This is a genomic window from Actinomadura pelletieri DSM 43383 (genome assembly GCF_003634705.1).
Taxonomy (GTDB): domain Bacteria; phylum Actinomycetota; class Actinomycetes; order Streptosporangiales; family Streptosporangiaceae; genus Spirillospora; species Spirillospora pelletieri.
The window spans coordinates 718198-733510 of the sequence record NZ_RBWU01000004.1 but is presented as its reverse complement, the minus strand read 5'-3'; the positions used below and the strand labels follow the sequence as shown (position 1 = coordinate 733510).

Below are 15313 nucleotides of genomic sequence, written 5' to 3'. Positions count from 1 at the left end.
TCCGACGTCATCGCCCTCCCGATGACGCCACGAGTAGCGTCGGAGCGGTGACGACGGCGTTGAGCGATGTGAAACCGATCGGGGAGCAGCTGCGCGCGTGGCGGCAGCGGCGCAGACTCAGCCAGCTCGAGCTGGCGTCTGAGGCGGGCGTGTCGACGCGGCATCTGAGCTTCGTCGAGACGGGCCGGTCGGCGCCGAGCCGGGACATGGTGCTGCGGCTGGCCGAGCACCTGGACGTCCCGCTGCGCGACCGGAACCTGCTGCTGGTGGCGGCCGGGTACGCGCCGGTGTTCGCGGAGACCCCGATCGAGGAGCCGAGGATGGACGCGGTGCGCGCGGCGATCAAACAGGTCCTGGACGGGCACGAGCCGTACCCGGCCGTCGTCGTGGACCGCTTCTGGAACCTGATCGACGCCAACGCCGCGGCCGGGCTCTTCATGGAGGGCGCCGCGCCGGAGCTGCTGAAGCCTCCGCTGAACGTGCTGCGCCTCAGCATGCACCCGGACGGCATGGCGAAGCACATCCTGAACCTGGCCGAGTGGCGCGCCCACATGATCGACCGGGTACGGCGGCATGTGGCGCTGACCGCGGACCCGGGGCTCGCCCAGCTCTACCGGGAGCTGCGGAGCTTCCCCGGGGACGTGGGGGAGGCGATGGCACCGCCCGCGGAGCACGAGGTGTTCGTCCCGCTGCGGATGCGGGTGGACGGGCGGGAGCTGTCGTTCTTCGGCACCATCGCCACCTTCGGCACGCCGGTCGACATCACCGTGGCGGAACTGGCGATCGAGTCGTTCTATCCGGCCGACGCGCCGACGACGGACTTTCTACGAGCGCGCGCGGGCTGGTGACGGCCCGGGCGTCCGACTCCTCCGTGGTGAGCGGGTCGTGGTGGACCTGGGTGAGCGGCATCCCGTGCCGGTGCAGCGCGTCGACGGTGTCCCGGACGAACGGGGGAGGGCCCGCCACGTAGGCGGCGCGGTCCCGCCACCGGTCGACGCCGTCCAGGAAGCCGGGCAACACGTCGGGCAACCGCCCGCGCCATTCCCCCCTCGCATCACCCCTCGCATCACCCACCGACTCACCCCGCGATTCACCCGGCGGTTCACCTGGCGCTCCCCCCTGGGACTCGCCCGCCGAGGCGCCGGACGACCGCGACGGGACCGGAACCACCCGGAGACGCGCGCCGGACGACTCCAGGAGGCGCAGATCCGCGAGGTCGTACAGGTCCGCCTCGGTGCGGGCCCCGACGATCAGGTGGACGTCGCGGTCCGGGTCGGTGGCCACGGCCTGTTCGGCGAGCGCCTTCATGGGGGCGAGGCCGGTGCCGCCGCCGATGAGCAGCAGCCCGCGGTCGGGGTCCGGGTCGAGGGGCATGGCGCCCGCGGCCGGGCCGACCAGCACGGAGTCCCCGGGCGCGGTGTGCCGGACCAGGGCGCCGCTCACCCAGCCGGCGGGACGGGCGCGGACGTGCAGACACAGCGTCCCGTCGGGGCGGGGCGCGTTGGCGATCCAGTACGAGCGCCAGACCCGGGGCCAGCGCGGCGTCTGCACGGTCACGTGCTGGCCCGGCCGGAACGGCAGCGGACGTTCGGGCGTGAGCGTGAGGACCGCGAGGTCGGCGGCGCGGCGGTCATGGCCGGTGATCTCGGCGACCCACCAGGGCGGGGCGTCGGCCGCGTCCGCCCGCGCGGCCTCGATCATGGTCGTGGCGGCGGCGGGCAGGTCCTTGGCCAGCGGCGCGGTGGTGGCGATGTAGCCGTCGGCCGCCGAGCCCGCCGTCTTCAGGACGGTCGAGTCGGTCGTCGCGTCCCCGCCCATCAGCGTGAACGTCAACCCGAGCTGCCTGCGCTGCTTCATCAGCAGCCCCGCCTCCGCGAAGTAGCCGGTGAAGTACAGCACGTCCGGTTTCGTCGAGGCGACCTTGGTGAGGACCGGGCTGTAGTCGGACTGGCCGGGTTGGAGCGCGTCCTGGTACACGACCTGCCCGCCGAGCCGCTTCACCGAGTTCGCCGCCGCGTCCGCGAGGCCCTTGGCGTACGTGGTGTTGTCGTGCAGCAGCGCGATCCGCCTGGCCCTGAGCTGCCCGGTCATGAACTTGGCGGCGACCAGGCCCTGGTTGTCGTCGCGTCCGCAGGTGCGGAAGACCTTGCCCTTCCCGGTGTCGGTCAGGGAAGGGTTCGTGGACGCGTCCAGCACGAACGGCACGTTCCGCCGCCCGTAGATCGGGATCGCGGGCACCGCGGCGCCCGAGCAGTAGCCGCCGGCGACGGCCACGACCCCGCTGTTGAGGAGCTTCTGCGCGGCCTGCGCCCCCTGCTGGGCGCTGCACTGGTCGTCGGCCTCCACGATCTCGATGTCGCGGCCGTCCACCCCGCCCGCCTTGTTGATCTCGGCGGCGGCGACCCTGGCGGCGGCGAGGATGTCCTGACCGGCCGAGGCGGAGTCGCCGCTCAGCGGCGCCGGGACACCGATCTTGATGGGGCCCGAACCGCCGGAGTCGCCGGACCCGCAGGCCGCGGCGAGCGGAACGAGCAGTAAACCGGCTCCGGTCGCGGTGAGGAGACGGAACCGGCGTCCGCGGTCCCGGGAGGTCGATCGATTCATCGGCGCCTCATGCGTTCACTCGTGGGAGGGATGGTGAAAGCGTGAAACGTCGGCGCACGGTCGTCGAGACGGCGAGCATGCGATCTCGTGGACGGATCGGTAAGCGCCGCTTGCCCTTTCGGTCGCCCGCGGCGGTGTCCGTGGCCGTCCTATGATCGCCGGTGGGGTACGGTCGCCCGTCCGGGGAACGACGGCGCCGTCCGCCCCGCGACGAGATGAGAGAGGCAATGGCAGATATCACCGAGTCGCCCGAGTGGTCCGCGCTGGGAGAGCATCACGCGGCGCTCGCCGGTCGGCACCTGCGCGAACTCTTCGCCGACGATCCGGCGCGCGCCGACCGTATGACCGTCACCGCGGGGGACCTCCACCTGGACTACTCCAAGCACCGCGCCACCGCCGAGACGCTGCGGCTGCTGGTGGCGCTCGCCGAGCGGGCCGGGCTGCGCCGCCGGATCGACGCGATGTTCTCCGGCGAGCACATCAACGTCAGCGAGGACCGCGCCGTCCTGCACACGGCGCTGCGGCTCCCGCCCGGCGAGGCCCTCACCGTGGACGGGCAGGACGTCGCGGGCGACGTGCACGCCGTCCTGGACGCGATGGCCGACTTCGCCGGACGCGTCCGCGCGGGGGAGTGGACGGGCTTCACCGGCAAACGCATCACCACGGTCGTCAACATCGGCATCGGCGGCTCCGACCTCGGCCCCGCCATGGCCTACGAGGCCCTCGCCGACTACGCGGACGCCGGGATCGCCTGCCGGTTCGTGTCCAACATCGACCCCGCCGACATCGTCGGGAAGCTCGCCGGGCTCGACCCCGAGCGGACCCTGTTCGTCGTCAGCTCCAAGACGTTCGGGACCCTGGAGACCCTCACCAACGCCAAGGTCGCGCGGCAGTGGCTCGTGGAGCGGCTCGGGGACGACAAGGCCGTCTCCCGGCACTTCGTCGCCGTGTCCACCAACGCCGACCGCGTCGCCGAGTTCGGCATCGACACCGCGAACATGTTCGCGTTCTGGGACTGGGTCGGCGGCCGCTACTCCCTCGACGGCGCCATCGGCCTCTCCCTGATGATCGCGATCGGCGGGGAGGCGTTCCGCGAGATGCTCGCCGGGTTCCGCGAGATCGACGAGCACTTCCGGACCGCGCCGTTCGAGCAGAACATGCCCGTCCTGATGGGACTGCTCGGCGTCTGGTACACCGACTTCTTCGGCGCGCAGACCCGGGCCGTGCTGCCCTACAGCCAGCGCCTCGCCCGGTTCCCCGCCTACCTGCAGCAGCTCACGATGGAGTCCAACGGCAAGTCGGTGCGGGCCGACGGCGCGCCCGTCGTCGCGCAGACCGGCGCGATCTTCTGGGGCGAGCCGGGCACGAACGGGCAGCACGCCTTCTACCAGCTGCTGCACCAGGGCACCCGGCTCGTTCCCGCCGACTTCATCGGGTTCGCCGAGCCGTTCGAGGACCGCGCGGGCATGCACGACCTGCTCGCCGCCAACATGCTGGCGCAGACGTCGGCGCTGGCGTTCGGCCGGACCGCCGAGGAGGTCGCCGCCGAGGGGACGCCCGCCGCCCTCGTCCCGCACAAGGTCATGCCGGGCAACCGGCCGACCAGCACGATCCTGGTGCCGAAGCTCACCCCGAAGACCCTCGGGTCGCTGGTCGCGCTCTACGAGCACATCGTGTTCGTGGAGGGGACGATCTGGGGGATCGACTCCTTCGACCAGTGGGGCGTCGAGCTCGGCAAGATCATGGCCATGGACCTCGCGCCCGCGCTCACCGCGCCGGAGCCGCCGTCCACGGCGCCCGACCCGTCCACGGCGGCGCTCGTCCGCCGGTACCGGGAACTGCGCGGGCGCCGGGTCTAGTCGCCGGGTCTAGTTGCCGGGGCTGTACTGGGCGTCCATGACGGCGCGGAACTCCTCGTAGGAGATGAACCCGTCGAGGTTGCTGTCGGCCTTCTCGAACCTGTCCTGCGTCTCGGCGCGCGTCCAGGAGAGCCCGAGGTCCTCCAGGACGAGCGTGAACTCCATCAGGTCGAGCCGTTGGTCGCCGCCCAGGTCCGCGCGCGTGAACACGGTGTGCAGGTCGTCCCCGGTCGGTCTGGTCGTCATCTCGCTCCTCGTTCCGCTCCGACGTGACCGCATCATGTCACAGGGCGGAAGGGCGACGGCCCGTCCCCGGTCAGCTCGGGCACGCGGTGCCGGTAACGCTCGAGCAGCGCGGCGTTGACCTCGTCGCCGCCGGGGACGTTCGCGCTCGTCCAGCGGGCCGGTTCGACACCGCGCTCCGCCGCGAGGTCGTCCAGGTCGGCCAGGACGCGCGACCACGCGTACGCGGCGAGGATCGTGGAGACCGCGGCGGTGCGCGGCGCCGCCGCCGGATGCACGACGTCGCCGCGCGGAACGCGGGTGTCCACCACGACCGCGGCGTGGTCGGCCAGGGTCGTCGCGGTCCGCGCCGTGGCGGCCCGCGACGCCCGCGCCGAGGTCACCGCGACGACGGGGACGCCGCGCGCCGCGCACTCGGCGGCGATCTCGACCGGGTACGGGTTGCGTCCGCTGGTGGAGAACACGACCGCGACGTCGGGCGGGACGGGTGCCGCCGCCTCGACCACGGCACGTCCCACCCCGGCCCGCCGCTCGGCGCGGGTGCTGGCCACGGCGTCGCCGAGCGGGAACACGGCGGGATCCCAGATCGGACGGACCGCGGCGAGCCCGCCCGCCCGGTAGAACGTCTCGCACACCATCGCCAGCGAATGCCCCGCGCCGGCGACGTGGACGATCCCGCCGGCCTCGACCGAGGCCAGCAGCAGCGCGGCGGCCTCGCCGATCGCCTCGCCGGCGGCGGCGTCCAGATCGTCCAGCAGGGCCCGCACCCGGTCGGGGAGCCCCGACCGGGCCCCGGGCCGGGCCTCGGAAGGCCGGGTCTCAGTCATGGGGCACGGCCTCCCTCAGTGCCTCGGCCAGTTCGTCCTCGTCGGACGCGGCGCGGAGCCGGTCGGCCAGACCGCCGCTCAGGGCGCGCGCGAGCCCCGCGAGCGTGCCGACGTGCGCGTCGGGGTCGGGTGTGCAGAACGCGAGCAGCAGGTCCACCGGGTCGTTGTCGGGGTGGCCGAACGCGACGGGCTCGGCCAGCCGGGTCACGCCGACGCCCACGGCCAGCCCGCCCTCCTCGGGACGGGCGTGGACGAGCGCGAGCCCCTTGGTCAACACGATGTACGGGCCGTTCTCCTCGACCACCCGGACGCAGGCGTCCGGGTATCCCGTGCCCGCCGCGCCCGCGTCGACCAGTGCCTCGGCCGCCTTCCGCGCCGCCTCGCGCCAGTCCGCGGCGGTCACATGGCCGGTCGCGGTGACCAAGGGTCGTTGCCGCGGGGCCCGGGGGGTCGTCCCCTCAGAATGAGAGGTCATGGGAGCCAGCCCTGGGTCGTCAGGTGCTCTCGGAGTTGCGCCTCCAGGCCGTCCTTGTCGAGGAAGTCGCTGATCGTGATCACCACGGGTGCGAGGTCGGCGATCTCGCCGGTGTGCATGCCCTGGCCGATCACCACGTCGGGCGACATCCCGCGCGCCGTGGACAGGTCGGTGTTCTCCACGCGCGCCTCCACGCCGATCGAGCGGAGCGCGTCCTCGGCGGTCATCTTGAGCATCAGGCTGGTCCCCATGCCGACGCCGCAGACCGCGAGCACCTCCAGTTGCCGGTCCAGTGCCATGTCGGTCCCTCCCTGTTTCGTGCTGACGGTCACGCCTTCGCGGTGGCCTTGTCGTCGGGCCGGTCGTCCGGCCGGTCGTCTTGTGCCGCCTCGGTCGCGGCGCGGTGCCTCTCGGCGCGGCCGAGCAGCAGCAGCGTCGCGACCATGGCGGCGAGCGCGACGATCGGAACGATCCAGACCGTGGCGTCGCCGACGACCGGGTCGACCGCCTTCAGCAGCCACGCGATCGCGTACCAGTCCGGGTCGGCGAGCGTGGCCAGCTCGGGCGCGGTCCGGTCGAACAGGTCCCAGGTGAGGGCCTGCCCGACGGCGAGGACCAGGCCGGTGATCACGCCGCCGAGGACGGCGCCGCGCCAGCCCGCCACGACGTTGCCGAACAGTCCGGCGGCGCCGCCCACGAAGAACAGCATGATCATGGGCGGGGCGAGGGTGAACCAGCCCGCCCCGGCGAACACGCCGAGGCAGACGAGGAACACGCCGGTGGACGCCACGAACCCGACCATGACGGCGGTCGGCGCGACGGGGAACACGGTCGGCGCGTCCAGCGCGGGTCGTGTGCCCGGGATGACCTTGTCGCTGAACCCCTTGAACGCCGGGACGATCTCGCCGAGGAACATCCGCACCCCGAACAGCAGGATCGCGATGCCGCCCGCGAACCGCAGGCCGACCAGCAGCGCCCACACCCAGGGCGACAGCTTGGGGTCCATCTCCGTCGCGGCCTTGCCGACCACGGAGTCGTCGGCGAGCGCGACGCCCACCAGCATGATCGCGGAGATGATCAGCGCGGTGCTGACGTTGACGTCCTTGAAGAACGACAGCTGGCGCGGCAGCTTCAGCTTCTCGGTGTCGTGCTTCTCCCGGCTGCCCAGCGGGCGCGCCGCGTACCCGGTGAGCAGGCAGGCGAGCGAGCTGGTGTGCGCGAATCCGAACCGGTCGTCCGGCATGACGCGGCGCATCAGCGGCCGCATCCACAGCGGCTGGACGGTCCAGTAGGCGGCGACGAACCCGGCCCCGCACAGCACGAGCGTGAGCTGGTCGGCGCCCGGCGCGATCGTCACCAGGGACGCGACGGTGACCGTGCTGACCCAGAACATCAGGTGCCCGGTCAGGTACAGGTAACGGGCCGCCGGGAACAGCCGGACGACCAGCACGTGGAGGAGGAACGCGACGGTGATGACCAGGGCGATCGTCCCGCCCTGGTCGGCGAGGAAGTCGGCGAGGGTCCGGTCCGCCTTCGGCGGCGTCGTGCCCATCGCGCTGGCGAGGACGGTCTGGAAGCTCGTCAGCCCGCCGGTGAACACCTCCACGCCGATGAACAGGATGACCACGCCGATCGTGGCGCGCAGCGCGCCGGCGAACACGTCCTCGAACCGCTTGCGCTGCAACATCAGGCCGAGCAGCGTGATGAGCCCGATCAGGATGGGCACCTGACCGAACACGTTGTCGGCCAGGAAGGTGAGGATGTCCTTGATGACGTCCATGGAGAAGTGGCCTCACTTCCGGGATGTGTGGTGCGCCCGCGGGCCCCGTCAGCGCGGTGGTCGCAGGTCGAGCTCCAGGCGGTACCGGTCGCCGCGGTAGAGCGACCTGACGTATTCGAGGGGCCGCCCGTCGGGATCCCTGGTGATCCGTTCGAACAGGAACGCCGGCATGTGCACGGGGACGCCGAGGTCGGCGGCCTCCTCGGCGGTGGTGACGGTCGGCTCGATCGTCTCCGTGCCCGAGGCGATCTCGACGCCGTTGCCGCGCAGCAGTTCGTAGAACGATCCTTCCTCCAGGTCCTGCCGGCGCAGGTCGGGCAGCAGCGCCCGGGGAAGGTAGAGCGTCTCGATGGCCATGCTGGCGCCGTCCGCCAGCCGTAGCCGCCGAATGGTAAATACCTCTTCGAGAGGCGACAGCGCCAGCCGCCTGCCGATCCGCGCCCCCGCGGCTTGCGTGCGGAACGACAGGACCCGACCACCCGGCTTCATCCCGCGTCTGATCATGTCCTCGGTGAACGAGGTCATGGTCAGTGAGACGGCGATGCGGGGTTCGGCCACGTAGGTGCCGCTCCCGTGCCGCCGGTCGAGCAGTCCCTCGGCGACGAGACCGTCGATGGCCTGCCGCAGCGTGGGCCGCGACACGCCGAGTTCCTCGGCCAGCCTGCGCTCTGACGGCAGGGCGTCCCCCACGTCCAGGCCGTCCAGCATCGTGAGGAGCTCGCGACGTACCGCCTGCCGTTTCGTGTTCCCGGAGCGGGACTCACCGGCGGATGTCACGCCGCTCACCCCCTTTGTTGTGGTTCCTATCGCGACACACCGTATGTCCTAATATGTTGACTGGTCAATACCACTTGTGGATGTCGAGCTGAATGTCGGAGGTGTCGACTAGGTTCCGTGGGAACGTGCCACACCGTGCTCAGGGGGGCGCAGTGACGCAACAAGTGACCCGGCGGGCCACCGGCCCGGGATCGACGCCCGAGCCGTCCTTCGCCGATCCGTGTGCCGAGCGGGAACCGGCGGGGCGGCGGCTGCACGGCGCGGGGCCCGGTCCGCCGGCGGACCTGGACGTGTTCCTGTCCGGCCGGGTGTTCATGGACATGATCTTCACGGGGCTGCCGGGGCTGCCGCCGCCCGGCACCGAGATCGTCACCGACGGGCTCGGCTCGGCTCCCGGCGGCGTCGCCAACATCGCCGTCGCGATGAGCAGGCTCGGGTTGCGGGTCGGGCTCGCCGCCGAGTTCGGCGACGACCTGTTCGGCTCCTACCTGTGGCGCACCCTCGCCGAGCAGGAGGGCGTCGACCTCGGACCGTCCCGGCGGGTGCCCGGCTGGTCCACGCCGGTGACGGTGTCGCTGGCCTACGACTCCGACCGCAGCATGGTGACCTACGAGCGGCCCGTCCCGACCCCGGTGGACGGTCCGCCGGTGGCGACGCCGTCCGCGCGGGCCTGCTTCGTCGACGTCGACCGTCCGGTGCCGGCGTGGGCGCCCGCCCTGCGCGAGCGTGGCACGCTCGTCTTCGGCGACCTCGGCTGGGACCAGACCGGCGCCTGGCCCGCCCAGGTCCTCGACCGGCTGGAGCACGTGGACGTGTTCCTCCCCAACGCCGCCGAGGCGATGGCGTACACGCGCACGAGCACCCCGGCGGGCGCCGCCGAGGCCCTCGCCGAACGGGTGCCGGTGGTGGTCGTGAAGTGCGGCGGGGACGGCGCCATCGCCGTCGACTCCACGACGGGGGAGCGGACCGAGGTCGGCGCGCTGCCCGTCGAGGCCCTCGATCCGACCGGGGCGGGCGACGTGTTCGCCGCCGGGTTCGTGTTCGCCACCCTCGCCGGTCTCCCGCTCGGCGAGCGGTTGCGGTTCGCCAACCTGTGCGCCGGGCTGTCGGTGCGGCATCGCAGCGGCTCCCTCGGCTCCCCCTGCTGGGGCGAGATCGCCGCGTTCGGCGAGTCCGGCGAGGTGCCCGAGTCGGTGCTCGCCGACTACGCGTTCGTGATCCCGTTCATCCCGGACGCCGCCGACGACACGGTCGTCGTCCGCGCGGAACCCACCCTCCGCCCGCAGCGGTAGCGCGGCCGTCACAGCCGTTCGGCTGTGACGGGCCGGTCAGCCGGTCGGGCCCGCGCGGTACTCCTGGGGGCTGACGCCGTGCTCGCGCTTGAACGCGGTGCTGAGCGCGAACCCGTTGCCGTAGCCGACGCGCCGCGCCACCGTCTCCAGCGTCGCGTCGCTCTCCCGTAGCAGGTCCGCGGCCTGCGCGAGCCGGATGCCGGTCAGGTACGCCATGGGCGGCTCGCCGATCAGTTTCGTGAACCGCTGGGCCAGCGCCGCGCGGGACACGCCCACCGCGGACGCCAGGTCGGCGACCGTCCACGGGTGCGCCAGGTCGTCGTGCAGGAGCCGGAGCGCGGGCCCGACGACGGCGTCGCCGTGCGCGCGGTACCAGCCGGGCGCCCCCGCGTCCGGGCGGGAGAACCAGGCGCGCAGCGTCGCGATGAGCAGCAGGTCGAGCAGCCGGTCGAGGACGACGTCCTGCCCCGGCTCGTCCTTGCCGATCTCCTCGCCGAGCACGTCGACGAGCGGTGACTTGAAGGTGTCGCCGCGCACGATCGCGATCGGCGGCAGCGCGGACAGCAGCCGCCGGGTGACGGCGCCGCGCATCTGGTAGGCGCCGATCAGCATGACCGTCGAGCCGTCCGGGTCGTCGCCCCAGGCGCGCACCCCGAGGTCCATCGCCTCCGACAGGCTCGTCCCGTCCGGGGTGGTGCAGCGCTGCCCGGGGTGGATGACGATCTGCGGCTCGGTCGCCGGGTCGTCGGCGACCGTGTACGGATCCGGCCCCCGGAAGATCACCATGTCGCCGGGGGAGACGCGCTCCGGCTCGCCGCCGTCGGGCAGCAGCCACGCGTCGTCGCGGACCATGGACAGCAGCGTCAGCGGCGCCTCGTCCTGGATCCGGATCGCCCATGGCGGGGCCAGCGTCGAGCGGATCATGAACGCTCCCCGGGCCCGCGGGCCGTCCAGCAGATCGGTGAGCGCGTCCATGCGACCAGCGTAGACGCTCACGTATGCGGGCGAGCTTCTCAACGATGGTCGCTGGAGCCGCGCCTCTGTTGACTTGAGGGCATGACGACGAACGAGACGCAGAACCCCAACGAGACCGGCCTCACCCTCGTCCTCGGCGGGACCGGCAAGACCGGCCGCCGCGTGGTCGAGCGGCTGGAGGCCCTGGACGTCGCGGTCCGCATGGGCTCGCGGTCGGCGTCCCCGCGCTTCGACTGGGAGGACGAGGCGACCTGGGCGCCCGTCCTGCGAGACGTCGAGAAGGTGTACCTGTCGTACTACCCCGACCTGGCCGCGCCGGGCGCGCGGGAGGCCGTCCGCTCGTTCACGGCCGCGGCCGTGGACGCGGGGGTCCGGCACGTGGTCCTGCTGTCGGGACGGGGCGAGGACGAGGCGGGGGAGTGCGAGCGGATCGTCCAGGCGTCCGGCCTGGCGTGGACGGTCGTGCGGGCGAGCTGGTTCGCGCAGAACTTCAGCGAGGACTACCTTCTGGACCCCGTCCGCGCCGGGCAGGTCGTCCTCCCTGCGGGCGACGTGCCGGAGCCGTTCGTGGACGCCGACGACATCGCCGACGTGGCCGTCGCCGCGCTCACCCGCGACGGCCACGAGGGCGAGGTCTACGAGGTGACCGGCCCCCGCGCGCTCACCTTCGCCGAGGCCGTCGCCGAGATCGGCCGCGCCGCCGGACGGGACGTGGCGTTCGTCCGCGTCCCCCTGGACGACTACGCGGCCGAACTCAGGAGACTCGGCCTCCCCGAAGACCTCGTCGCCTTCCTCGCGCACCTGTTCGGCACCGTCCTCGACGGCCGCAACGCCCGCCCGGCCGACGGCGTCCGGCGCGCCCTCGGCCGTGCCCCGAAGGACTTCGCCGACTACGCCCGGCAGACCGCGGCCAGCGGCATCTGGACCGTCTGACACACCTCTCCACGGAAGGAATCTCGACCATGAGATCCGCTCTCGCGGGCGTCTCGGTGACGCTCTCCCTGATCATGGCGGCCGGGATGGCCGGGACGTTCTTCGGCTTCTCCACCGGAGTGATGCCCGGCCTGAACGCGGCCCGGCCCGCGTCGGCGATCGACGCGATGCAGAGCGTCAACCAGAAGATCCAGAACCCGGTGTTCGTGGCGATGTTCCTGCTCGTCCCGCTGCTGGCCGTCGCGGCCGGGGTCCTGCTGCTGACGCTGGACCACAGGTCGGCGGCGATCCTGTTCTTCGTCGCCGCGGCCGTGTACTTCGTGGGCGCGCTGGTCCCGAGCTTCGCGGTGAACATCCCGATGAACAACGACCTGGACGCCGTCACGATCCCGACGGACCCGTCCGAGGCGGCGAGGGTCTGGTCGGACTACTCCGGCCGCTGGACCGCCTGGAACACCGTCCGCGCCGTCTTCGGTTGGGCGAGCCTCCTCGCCATGAGCGTCGGCGTGTACCTGTGGGGAAGGGACTGACCGGCACGGGGTCACGGGACGAGCAGACCCCAGTAGACCGCCCACGGAACGAACACCACGCCGCCGGTGAGCAGCAGCCCGGTCCGGACGCGTTCGCCCGCCGGGACGGCCGCGCCCGTCCCTCGCCAGGTCCTCCACCACGCCGCCACGGTCGCGACCGTGGCGGCGACGGCGGCCACGGCGAGCCCCTGCAGCACAAGCCAGGGCAGCGGCCGGCCCGCCAGGACGGGACCCGGGTCCGGCCACCGTCCGGCGGCCATCAGGTAGAAGACGTAGACGATACCGCCGAGCACGGCCGCGAGACCCGCCCCGGCGAGCAGTCGGGCCCAGCGGCTCACCGGGCGTACGGTCCGTCCGCGGAGCCGCCGCACCAGGGCGGTCAGGGGATACGCGGTGAACGCGACGACGAACAATGCCAACGCCGCGAGCTGCGACCAGCCCGACGCCCACCACGGCGAGGGCGAGACCTCCGCGCTCGGATGGTCCTGGGCCGGAGGCGCCGCCGCGTCGGCGTCGGGCAGCCGTCCGCTCGTCACGTCGCGGACCCACGAGCCGACCAGGTCGGCGTACCCCGGAGCCAGCGCCTCGCCACGGGTCAGCCCCCCGTCGGGGGACACGTGCGCGCCGTGGTCGGCACCCGGGAAGAAGCGGAACGTGTAGTGGGTGTTGCCGCCGCGGCGCAGCGCCCGCGCGAACAGCGGCGGGTTGTCCGCCGGTGGGGTCTGCAGGTCGCGTTCGCCCCAGACGCCGAGCAGTGGCTGCCGGACGCGCTCCAGCACGCCCTCGGCGTCGAAGAACGCCTCGGCGAACAGGCCCGCGTCCGCGCCGAGCCGCGCGAAGTTGCGCTTCGCGTGGTCGAGCAGCGACCCGGACACGCCCGCCCGGCGGAGCCCGAAGGTCTCGTTCCAGACCTGCTGCCGGATCGGGGACATGGCGTTGCCGCCGACCACGATCACGAATGCGACGTCCGTGGACCGCGACGCGGCCAACGGCGCCACCCAGCCGCCCTCGCTGAGCCCCCACACGCCCACCTTGGCCGGATCGACGCCGGGCCGGGCGCGTAGCGCGCCGACGGCCCCGAGCGCGTCGTCGGCGAGCTCGGAGAAGGAGCGGCGCAGGTCCGTGTACCCCTCGGAGCGCTTGTCGTAGATCAGGACGGCGAGGCCCCGCCGCGCGAACTGGGTGGCCTCGGTGAGCAGGTGCTCGCGCGGCACCCCGGCGCCGGACCCGGTGACGAGCACCACCCCCGGCACGGGCCCGCGGGCCCGTGCCGGGGCCAGGACCGTGCCGTGCAGGGTGAGCCCGCCGAACCCCTGGAAGCTCACATCGGTGGAGGTCAGGCCGGACGGCGCCGGGATCCGGTCGGAGGCGACGGCCGGCGTGAACCAGGACGTGCCCAACAGGACGCCGGCGACCAGTGCCAGCGCGAATGTCATCGCTGTCTTCATGCCGAGCACCGTAAACCACAGAGAACTCTCTGCAAAGAAAACTCTGCAAAGATACGTCTGTAGTACTAGACTGCTCCTCATGAAGGACGACACCGAGCCGGTGATCCTCGACGACCCGGGCAGGATCAAGGCGCTGAGCCATCCGCTTCGCCGCAGGATCCTGCACCGGCTGCGCACGCACGGTCCGGCGACGTCCACCACGATCGGCGAGGTGGTGGGCGCCAACACCGGGACGACCAGCTACCACCTCCGGCAGTTGGAGAAGTACGGGTTCATCGAGGAGATCCCGGAGCGGTCCACCGGCAGGGAACGCTGGTGGCGCCCGGCCGACACCCCGCGCGACCTGCGGCTGCCCGCCCCGGAGACCGTGGCCCCCGAGGACCGGGCCGTTCTCGACGAGCTGATCCGCGTCGCGCACGCCGAGGACATGGAACTGTTCCGCGCGCTGCCCGCCGAGTACGAGCGTGACCGAGCCTGGGCGCGGCTGTCGCGCGGCTTCGCCCACATGACCGAGGAGGGCCTCGCGTCGTTCTACGAGGCGTACATCCGGCTCCTGCACGAGCACGCCCACAGCCGCGAGGACGCGCCCCCCGGAGCCCGACCCGTGCACATCCGCCTCTTCACGCTCCCCGCCGACGGTCCGGACGACCGGCCCGACGTTCGGCCGGACGTTCGGCCGGACGAGGGGGAGTGAGCCGCCGTCATGGGGCTTACGATCATTGGATGGGCGATGTCCACGCGATCAGCGATCTGCATGTCGGCTTCCCCGAGAACCGCGCGTTCGTCGAGGGCCTGCGGCCCGAGTCGGGCGACGACTGGTTGATCGTGGCCGGAGACGTCGCCGAGCAACTGTCCGACGTCGAATGGACGCTCCGCACGCTCGCCGAGCGCTACGCCACCGTGATCTGGACGCCGGGCAACCACGAGCTGTGGACCGTGAAGAACGATCCGGTGCAGGCGCGCGGTGAGGCCCGCTACCGGGCGCTCGTCGAGATGTGCCGGCGCCTCGGAGTGCTGACGCCCGAGGACCCGTATCCGGTCTGGAACGGCGAGAACGGTCCCGTGACGATCGCGCCGCTGTTCCTGCTGTACGACTACACGTTCCGGCCGGACGGGACGTTCACCAAGGAAGAGGCCCTGAAGGTCGCGCACGAGGCGGGCGTGGTGTGCACCGACGAGGTCTACCTGCACCCGGACCCGCATCCCACGCGCGACGCCTGGTGCGACGCCCGGATCGCCTACACCGAGAAGCGGCTCGCGGCCCTGGAGCCGGGCACGCGGACGGTACTGATCAACCACTGGCCGCTCGTCCGCGAACCCACCCGCGTCCTGTGGTATCCGGAGTTCGCCCAGTGGTGCGGAACGGTCCGAACCGCCGACTGGCACAGCCGCTTCAACGCCGTGTCCGTCGTCTACGGGCACCTGCACATTCCCCGGACGATCTGGACCGGTGACGTTCCCCACATCGAGGTGTCGGTCGGTTACCCGCGCGAATGGCGCAGACGGGCCGACGCGCCGCGCGGCCCACGCCGGATCCTGCCCGTCCCCGAGACCGACTGACCCGGGTGGC

General features: G+C 72.5%; 16 protein-coding genes. 7 read left to right on the top strand and 9 right to left on the bottom strand.

What is annotated here, in order from left to right; translation table 11 throughout:
* Positions 1–47: 47 nt before the first annotated feature.
* Positions 48–848 (top strand): helix-turn-helix domain-containing protein, encoded by an 801-nt coding sequence (locus BZB76_RS21430; protein ID WP_246007097.1) that lies wholly within the window; start codon positions 48–50, stop codon positions 846–848.
* Here BZB76_RS21430 and BZB76_RS21425 read toward each other — a convergent pair.
* Positions 763–2604 (bottom strand): ABC transporter substrate-binding protein, encoded by a 1842-nt coding sequence (locus BZB76_RS21425; protein WP_121436116.1) that lies wholly within the window; start codon positions 2602–2604, stop codon positions 763–765. The genes BZB76_RS21430 and BZB76_RS21425 overlap by 86 nt on opposite strands.
* Positions 2605–2831: 227 nt before the next feature.
* On the opposite strand from BZB76_RS21425, the gene pgi reads away from it, so the two are divergent.
* Entirely contained in the window at positions 2832–4463 is a 1632-nt protein-coding gene (gene pgi, locus BZB76_RS21420; protein WP_121436115.1) for a glucose-6-phosphate isomerase, read from the top strand.
* 9 nt (positions 4464–4472) lie between these two features.
* Here pgi and BZB76_RS21415 read toward each other — a convergent pair whose 3' ends face one another.
* Genes BZB76_RS21415 through BZB76_RS21390 form a run of 6 tightly spaced genes read right to left on the bottom strand, consistent with a single transcriptional unit; the run spans position 4473 to position 8565 of the window.
* The gene (locus BZB76_RS21415) at positions 4473–4709 is read right to left on the bottom strand and encodes an EF-hand domain-containing protein (protein ID WP_121436114.1); all 237 of its coding nucleotides are present in this window, start codon (positions 4707–4709) and stop codon (positions 4473–4475) included.
* 32 nt (positions 4710–4741) lie between these two features.
* Complete coding sequence (locus tag BZB76_RS21410; RefSeq protein WP_121436113.1) at positions 4742–5533, bottom strand: sugar isomerase domain-containing protein; 792 nt, start codon at positions 5531–5533, stop codon at positions 4742–4744.
* Entirely contained in the window at positions 5526–5957 is a 432-nt protein-coding gene (locus tag BZB76_RS21405; RefSeq protein WP_170180693.1) for a PTS sugar transporter subunit IIA, read from the bottom strand. Before BZB76_RS21405 ends, BZB76_RS21410 begins: the two co-directional genes overlap by 8 nt.
* 47 nt (positions 5958–6004) lie before the next feature.
* Positions 6005–6307 carry a PTS sugar transporter subunit IIB gene (locus BZB76_RS21400; protein ID WP_121436286.1) on the bottom strand — a complete coding sequence of 101 codons (303 nt, stop codon included), beginning with the start codon at positions 6305–6307 and terminating at the stop codon, positions 6005–6007.
* Positions 6308–6336: 29 nt separating this feature from the next.
* Positions 6337–7788 carry a PTS ascorbate transporter subunit IIC gene (locus BZB76_RS21395; protein ID WP_121436111.1) on the bottom strand — a complete coding sequence of 484 codons (1452 nt, stop codon included), beginning with the start codon at positions 7786–7788 and terminating at the stop codon, positions 6337–6339.
* 48 nt (positions 7789–7836) lie between these two features.
* Positions 7837–8565: a GntR family transcriptional regulator gene (locus tag BZB76_RS21390; protein ID WP_246007095.1), complete on the bottom strand. Its 729-nt coding sequence runs from the start codon at positions 8563–8565 to the stop codon at positions 7837–7839.
* A gap of 152 nt (positions 8566–8717) precedes the next feature.
* Here BZB76_RS21390 and BZB76_RS21385 point away from each other — a divergent pair, with 152 nt between their 5' ends.
* Positions 8718–9857, top strand: coding sequence for a carbohydrate kinase family protein (locus BZB76_RS21385; protein WP_246007094.1), 1140 nt, complete (start codon positions 8718–8720; stop codon positions 9855–9857).
* 36 nt (positions 9858–9893) lie between these two features.
* Here BZB76_RS21385 and BZB76_RS21380 read toward each other — a convergent pair whose 3' ends face one another.
* Positions 9894–10832, bottom strand: coding sequence for an AraC family transcriptional regulator (locus tag BZB76_RS21380; protein ID WP_121436109.1), 939 nt, complete (start codon positions 10830–10832; stop codon positions 9894–9896).
* Between the two features lie 81 nt (positions 10833–10913).
* Between BZB76_RS21380 and BZB76_RS21375 the strand changes: the two genes are divergently transcribed.
* Both BZB76_RS21375 and BZB76_RS21370 read left to right on the top strand, forming a co-directional pair.
* Positions 10914–11765, top strand: a complete 852-nt coding sequence (locus BZB76_RS21375; RefSeq protein ID WP_121436108.1) for an NAD(P)H-binding protein — start codon at positions 10914–10916, stop codon at positions 11763–11765.
* A gap of 29 nt (positions 11766–11794) precedes the next feature.
* Complete coding sequence (locus tag BZB76_RS21370) at positions 11795–12295, top strand: anthrone oxygenase family protein (RefSeq protein ID WP_121436107.1); 501 nt, start codon at positions 11795–11797, stop codon at positions 12293–12295.
* Between the two features lie 11 nt (positions 12296–12306).
* On the opposite strand, the gene BZB76_RS21365 is transcribed toward BZB76_RS21370, so the two are convergent.
* On the bottom strand, positions 12307–13743 hold the full coding sequence (locus BZB76_RS21365; RefSeq protein WP_211343107.1) for an alpha/beta hydrolase family protein: 1437 nt from the start codon (positions 13741–13743) through the stop codon (positions 12307–12309).
* Between the two features lie 79 nt (positions 13744–13822).
* Here BZB76_RS21365 and BZB76_RS21360 point away from each other — a divergent pair, with 79 nt between their 5' ends.
* Positions 13823–14437: a winged helix-turn-helix domain-containing protein gene (locus tag BZB76_RS21360; protein ID WP_121436105.1), complete on the top strand. Its 615-nt coding sequence runs from the start codon at positions 13823–13825 to the stop codon at positions 14435–14437.
* A gap of 29 nt (positions 14438–14466) precedes the next feature.
* Entirely contained in the window at positions 14467–15303 is an 837-nt protein-coding gene (locus tag BZB76_RS21355; protein ID WP_121436104.1) for a metallophosphoesterase family protein, read from the top strand.
* The last annotated feature ends 10 nt before the right edge of the window (positions 15304–15313 follow it).

What these genes read in the sequence shown, in the direction of transcription:
- BZB76_RS21410 (WP_121436113.1), bottom strand. Translation starts at nt 5,533, where the DNA reads ATGACTGAGACCCGGCCTTCCGAGGCCCGGCCCGGGGCCCGGTCGGGG.
- BZB76_RS21365 (WP_211343107.1), bottom strand. Translation starts at nt 13,743, where the DNA reads ATGAAGACAGCGATGACATTCGCGCTGGCACTGGTCGCCGGCGTCCTG.
- BZB76_RS21360 (WP_121436105.1), top strand. Translation starts at nt 13,823, where the DNA reads ATGAAGGACGACACCGAGCCGGTGATCCTCGACGACCCGGGCAGGATC.
- BZB76_RS21370 (WP_121436107.1), top strand. Translation starts at nt 11,795, where the DNA reads ATGAGATCCGCTCTCGCGGGCGTCTCGGTGACGCTCTCCCTGATCATG.
- BZB76_RS21375 (WP_121436108.1), top strand. Translation starts at nt 10,914, where the DNA reads ATGACGACGAACGAGACGCAGAACCCCAACGAGACCGGCCTCACCCTC.
- BZB76_RS21395 (WP_121436111.1), bottom strand. Translation starts at nt 7,788, where the DNA reads ATGGACGTCATCAAGGACATCCTCACCTTCCTGGCCGACAACGTGTTC.
- BZB76_RS21380 (WP_121436109.1), bottom strand. Translation starts at nt 10,832, where the DNA reads ATGGACGCGCTCACCGATCTGCTGGACGGCCCGCGGGCCCGGGGAGCG.
- BZB76_RS21400 (WP_121436286.1), bottom strand. Translation starts at nt 6,307, where the DNA reads ATGGCACTGGACCGGCAACTGGAGGTGCTCGCGGTCTGCGGCGTCGGC.
- BZB76_RS21355 (WP_121436104.1), top strand. Translation starts at nt 14,467, where the DNA reads ATGGGCGATGTCCACGCGATCAGCGATCTGCATGTCGGCTTCCCCGAG.
- pgi (WP_121436115.1), top strand. Translation starts at nt 2,832, where the DNA reads ATGGCAGATATCACCGAGTCGCCCGAGTGGTCCGCGCTGGGAGAGCAT.
- BZB76_RS21425 (WP_121436116.1), bottom strand. Translation starts at nt 2,604, where the DNA reads ATGAATCGATCGACCTCCCGGGACCGCGGACGCCGGTTCCGTCTCCTC.
- BZB76_RS21415 (WP_121436114.1), bottom strand. Translation starts at nt 4,709, where the DNA reads ATGACGACCAGACCGACCGGGGACGACCTGCACACCGTGTTCACGCGC.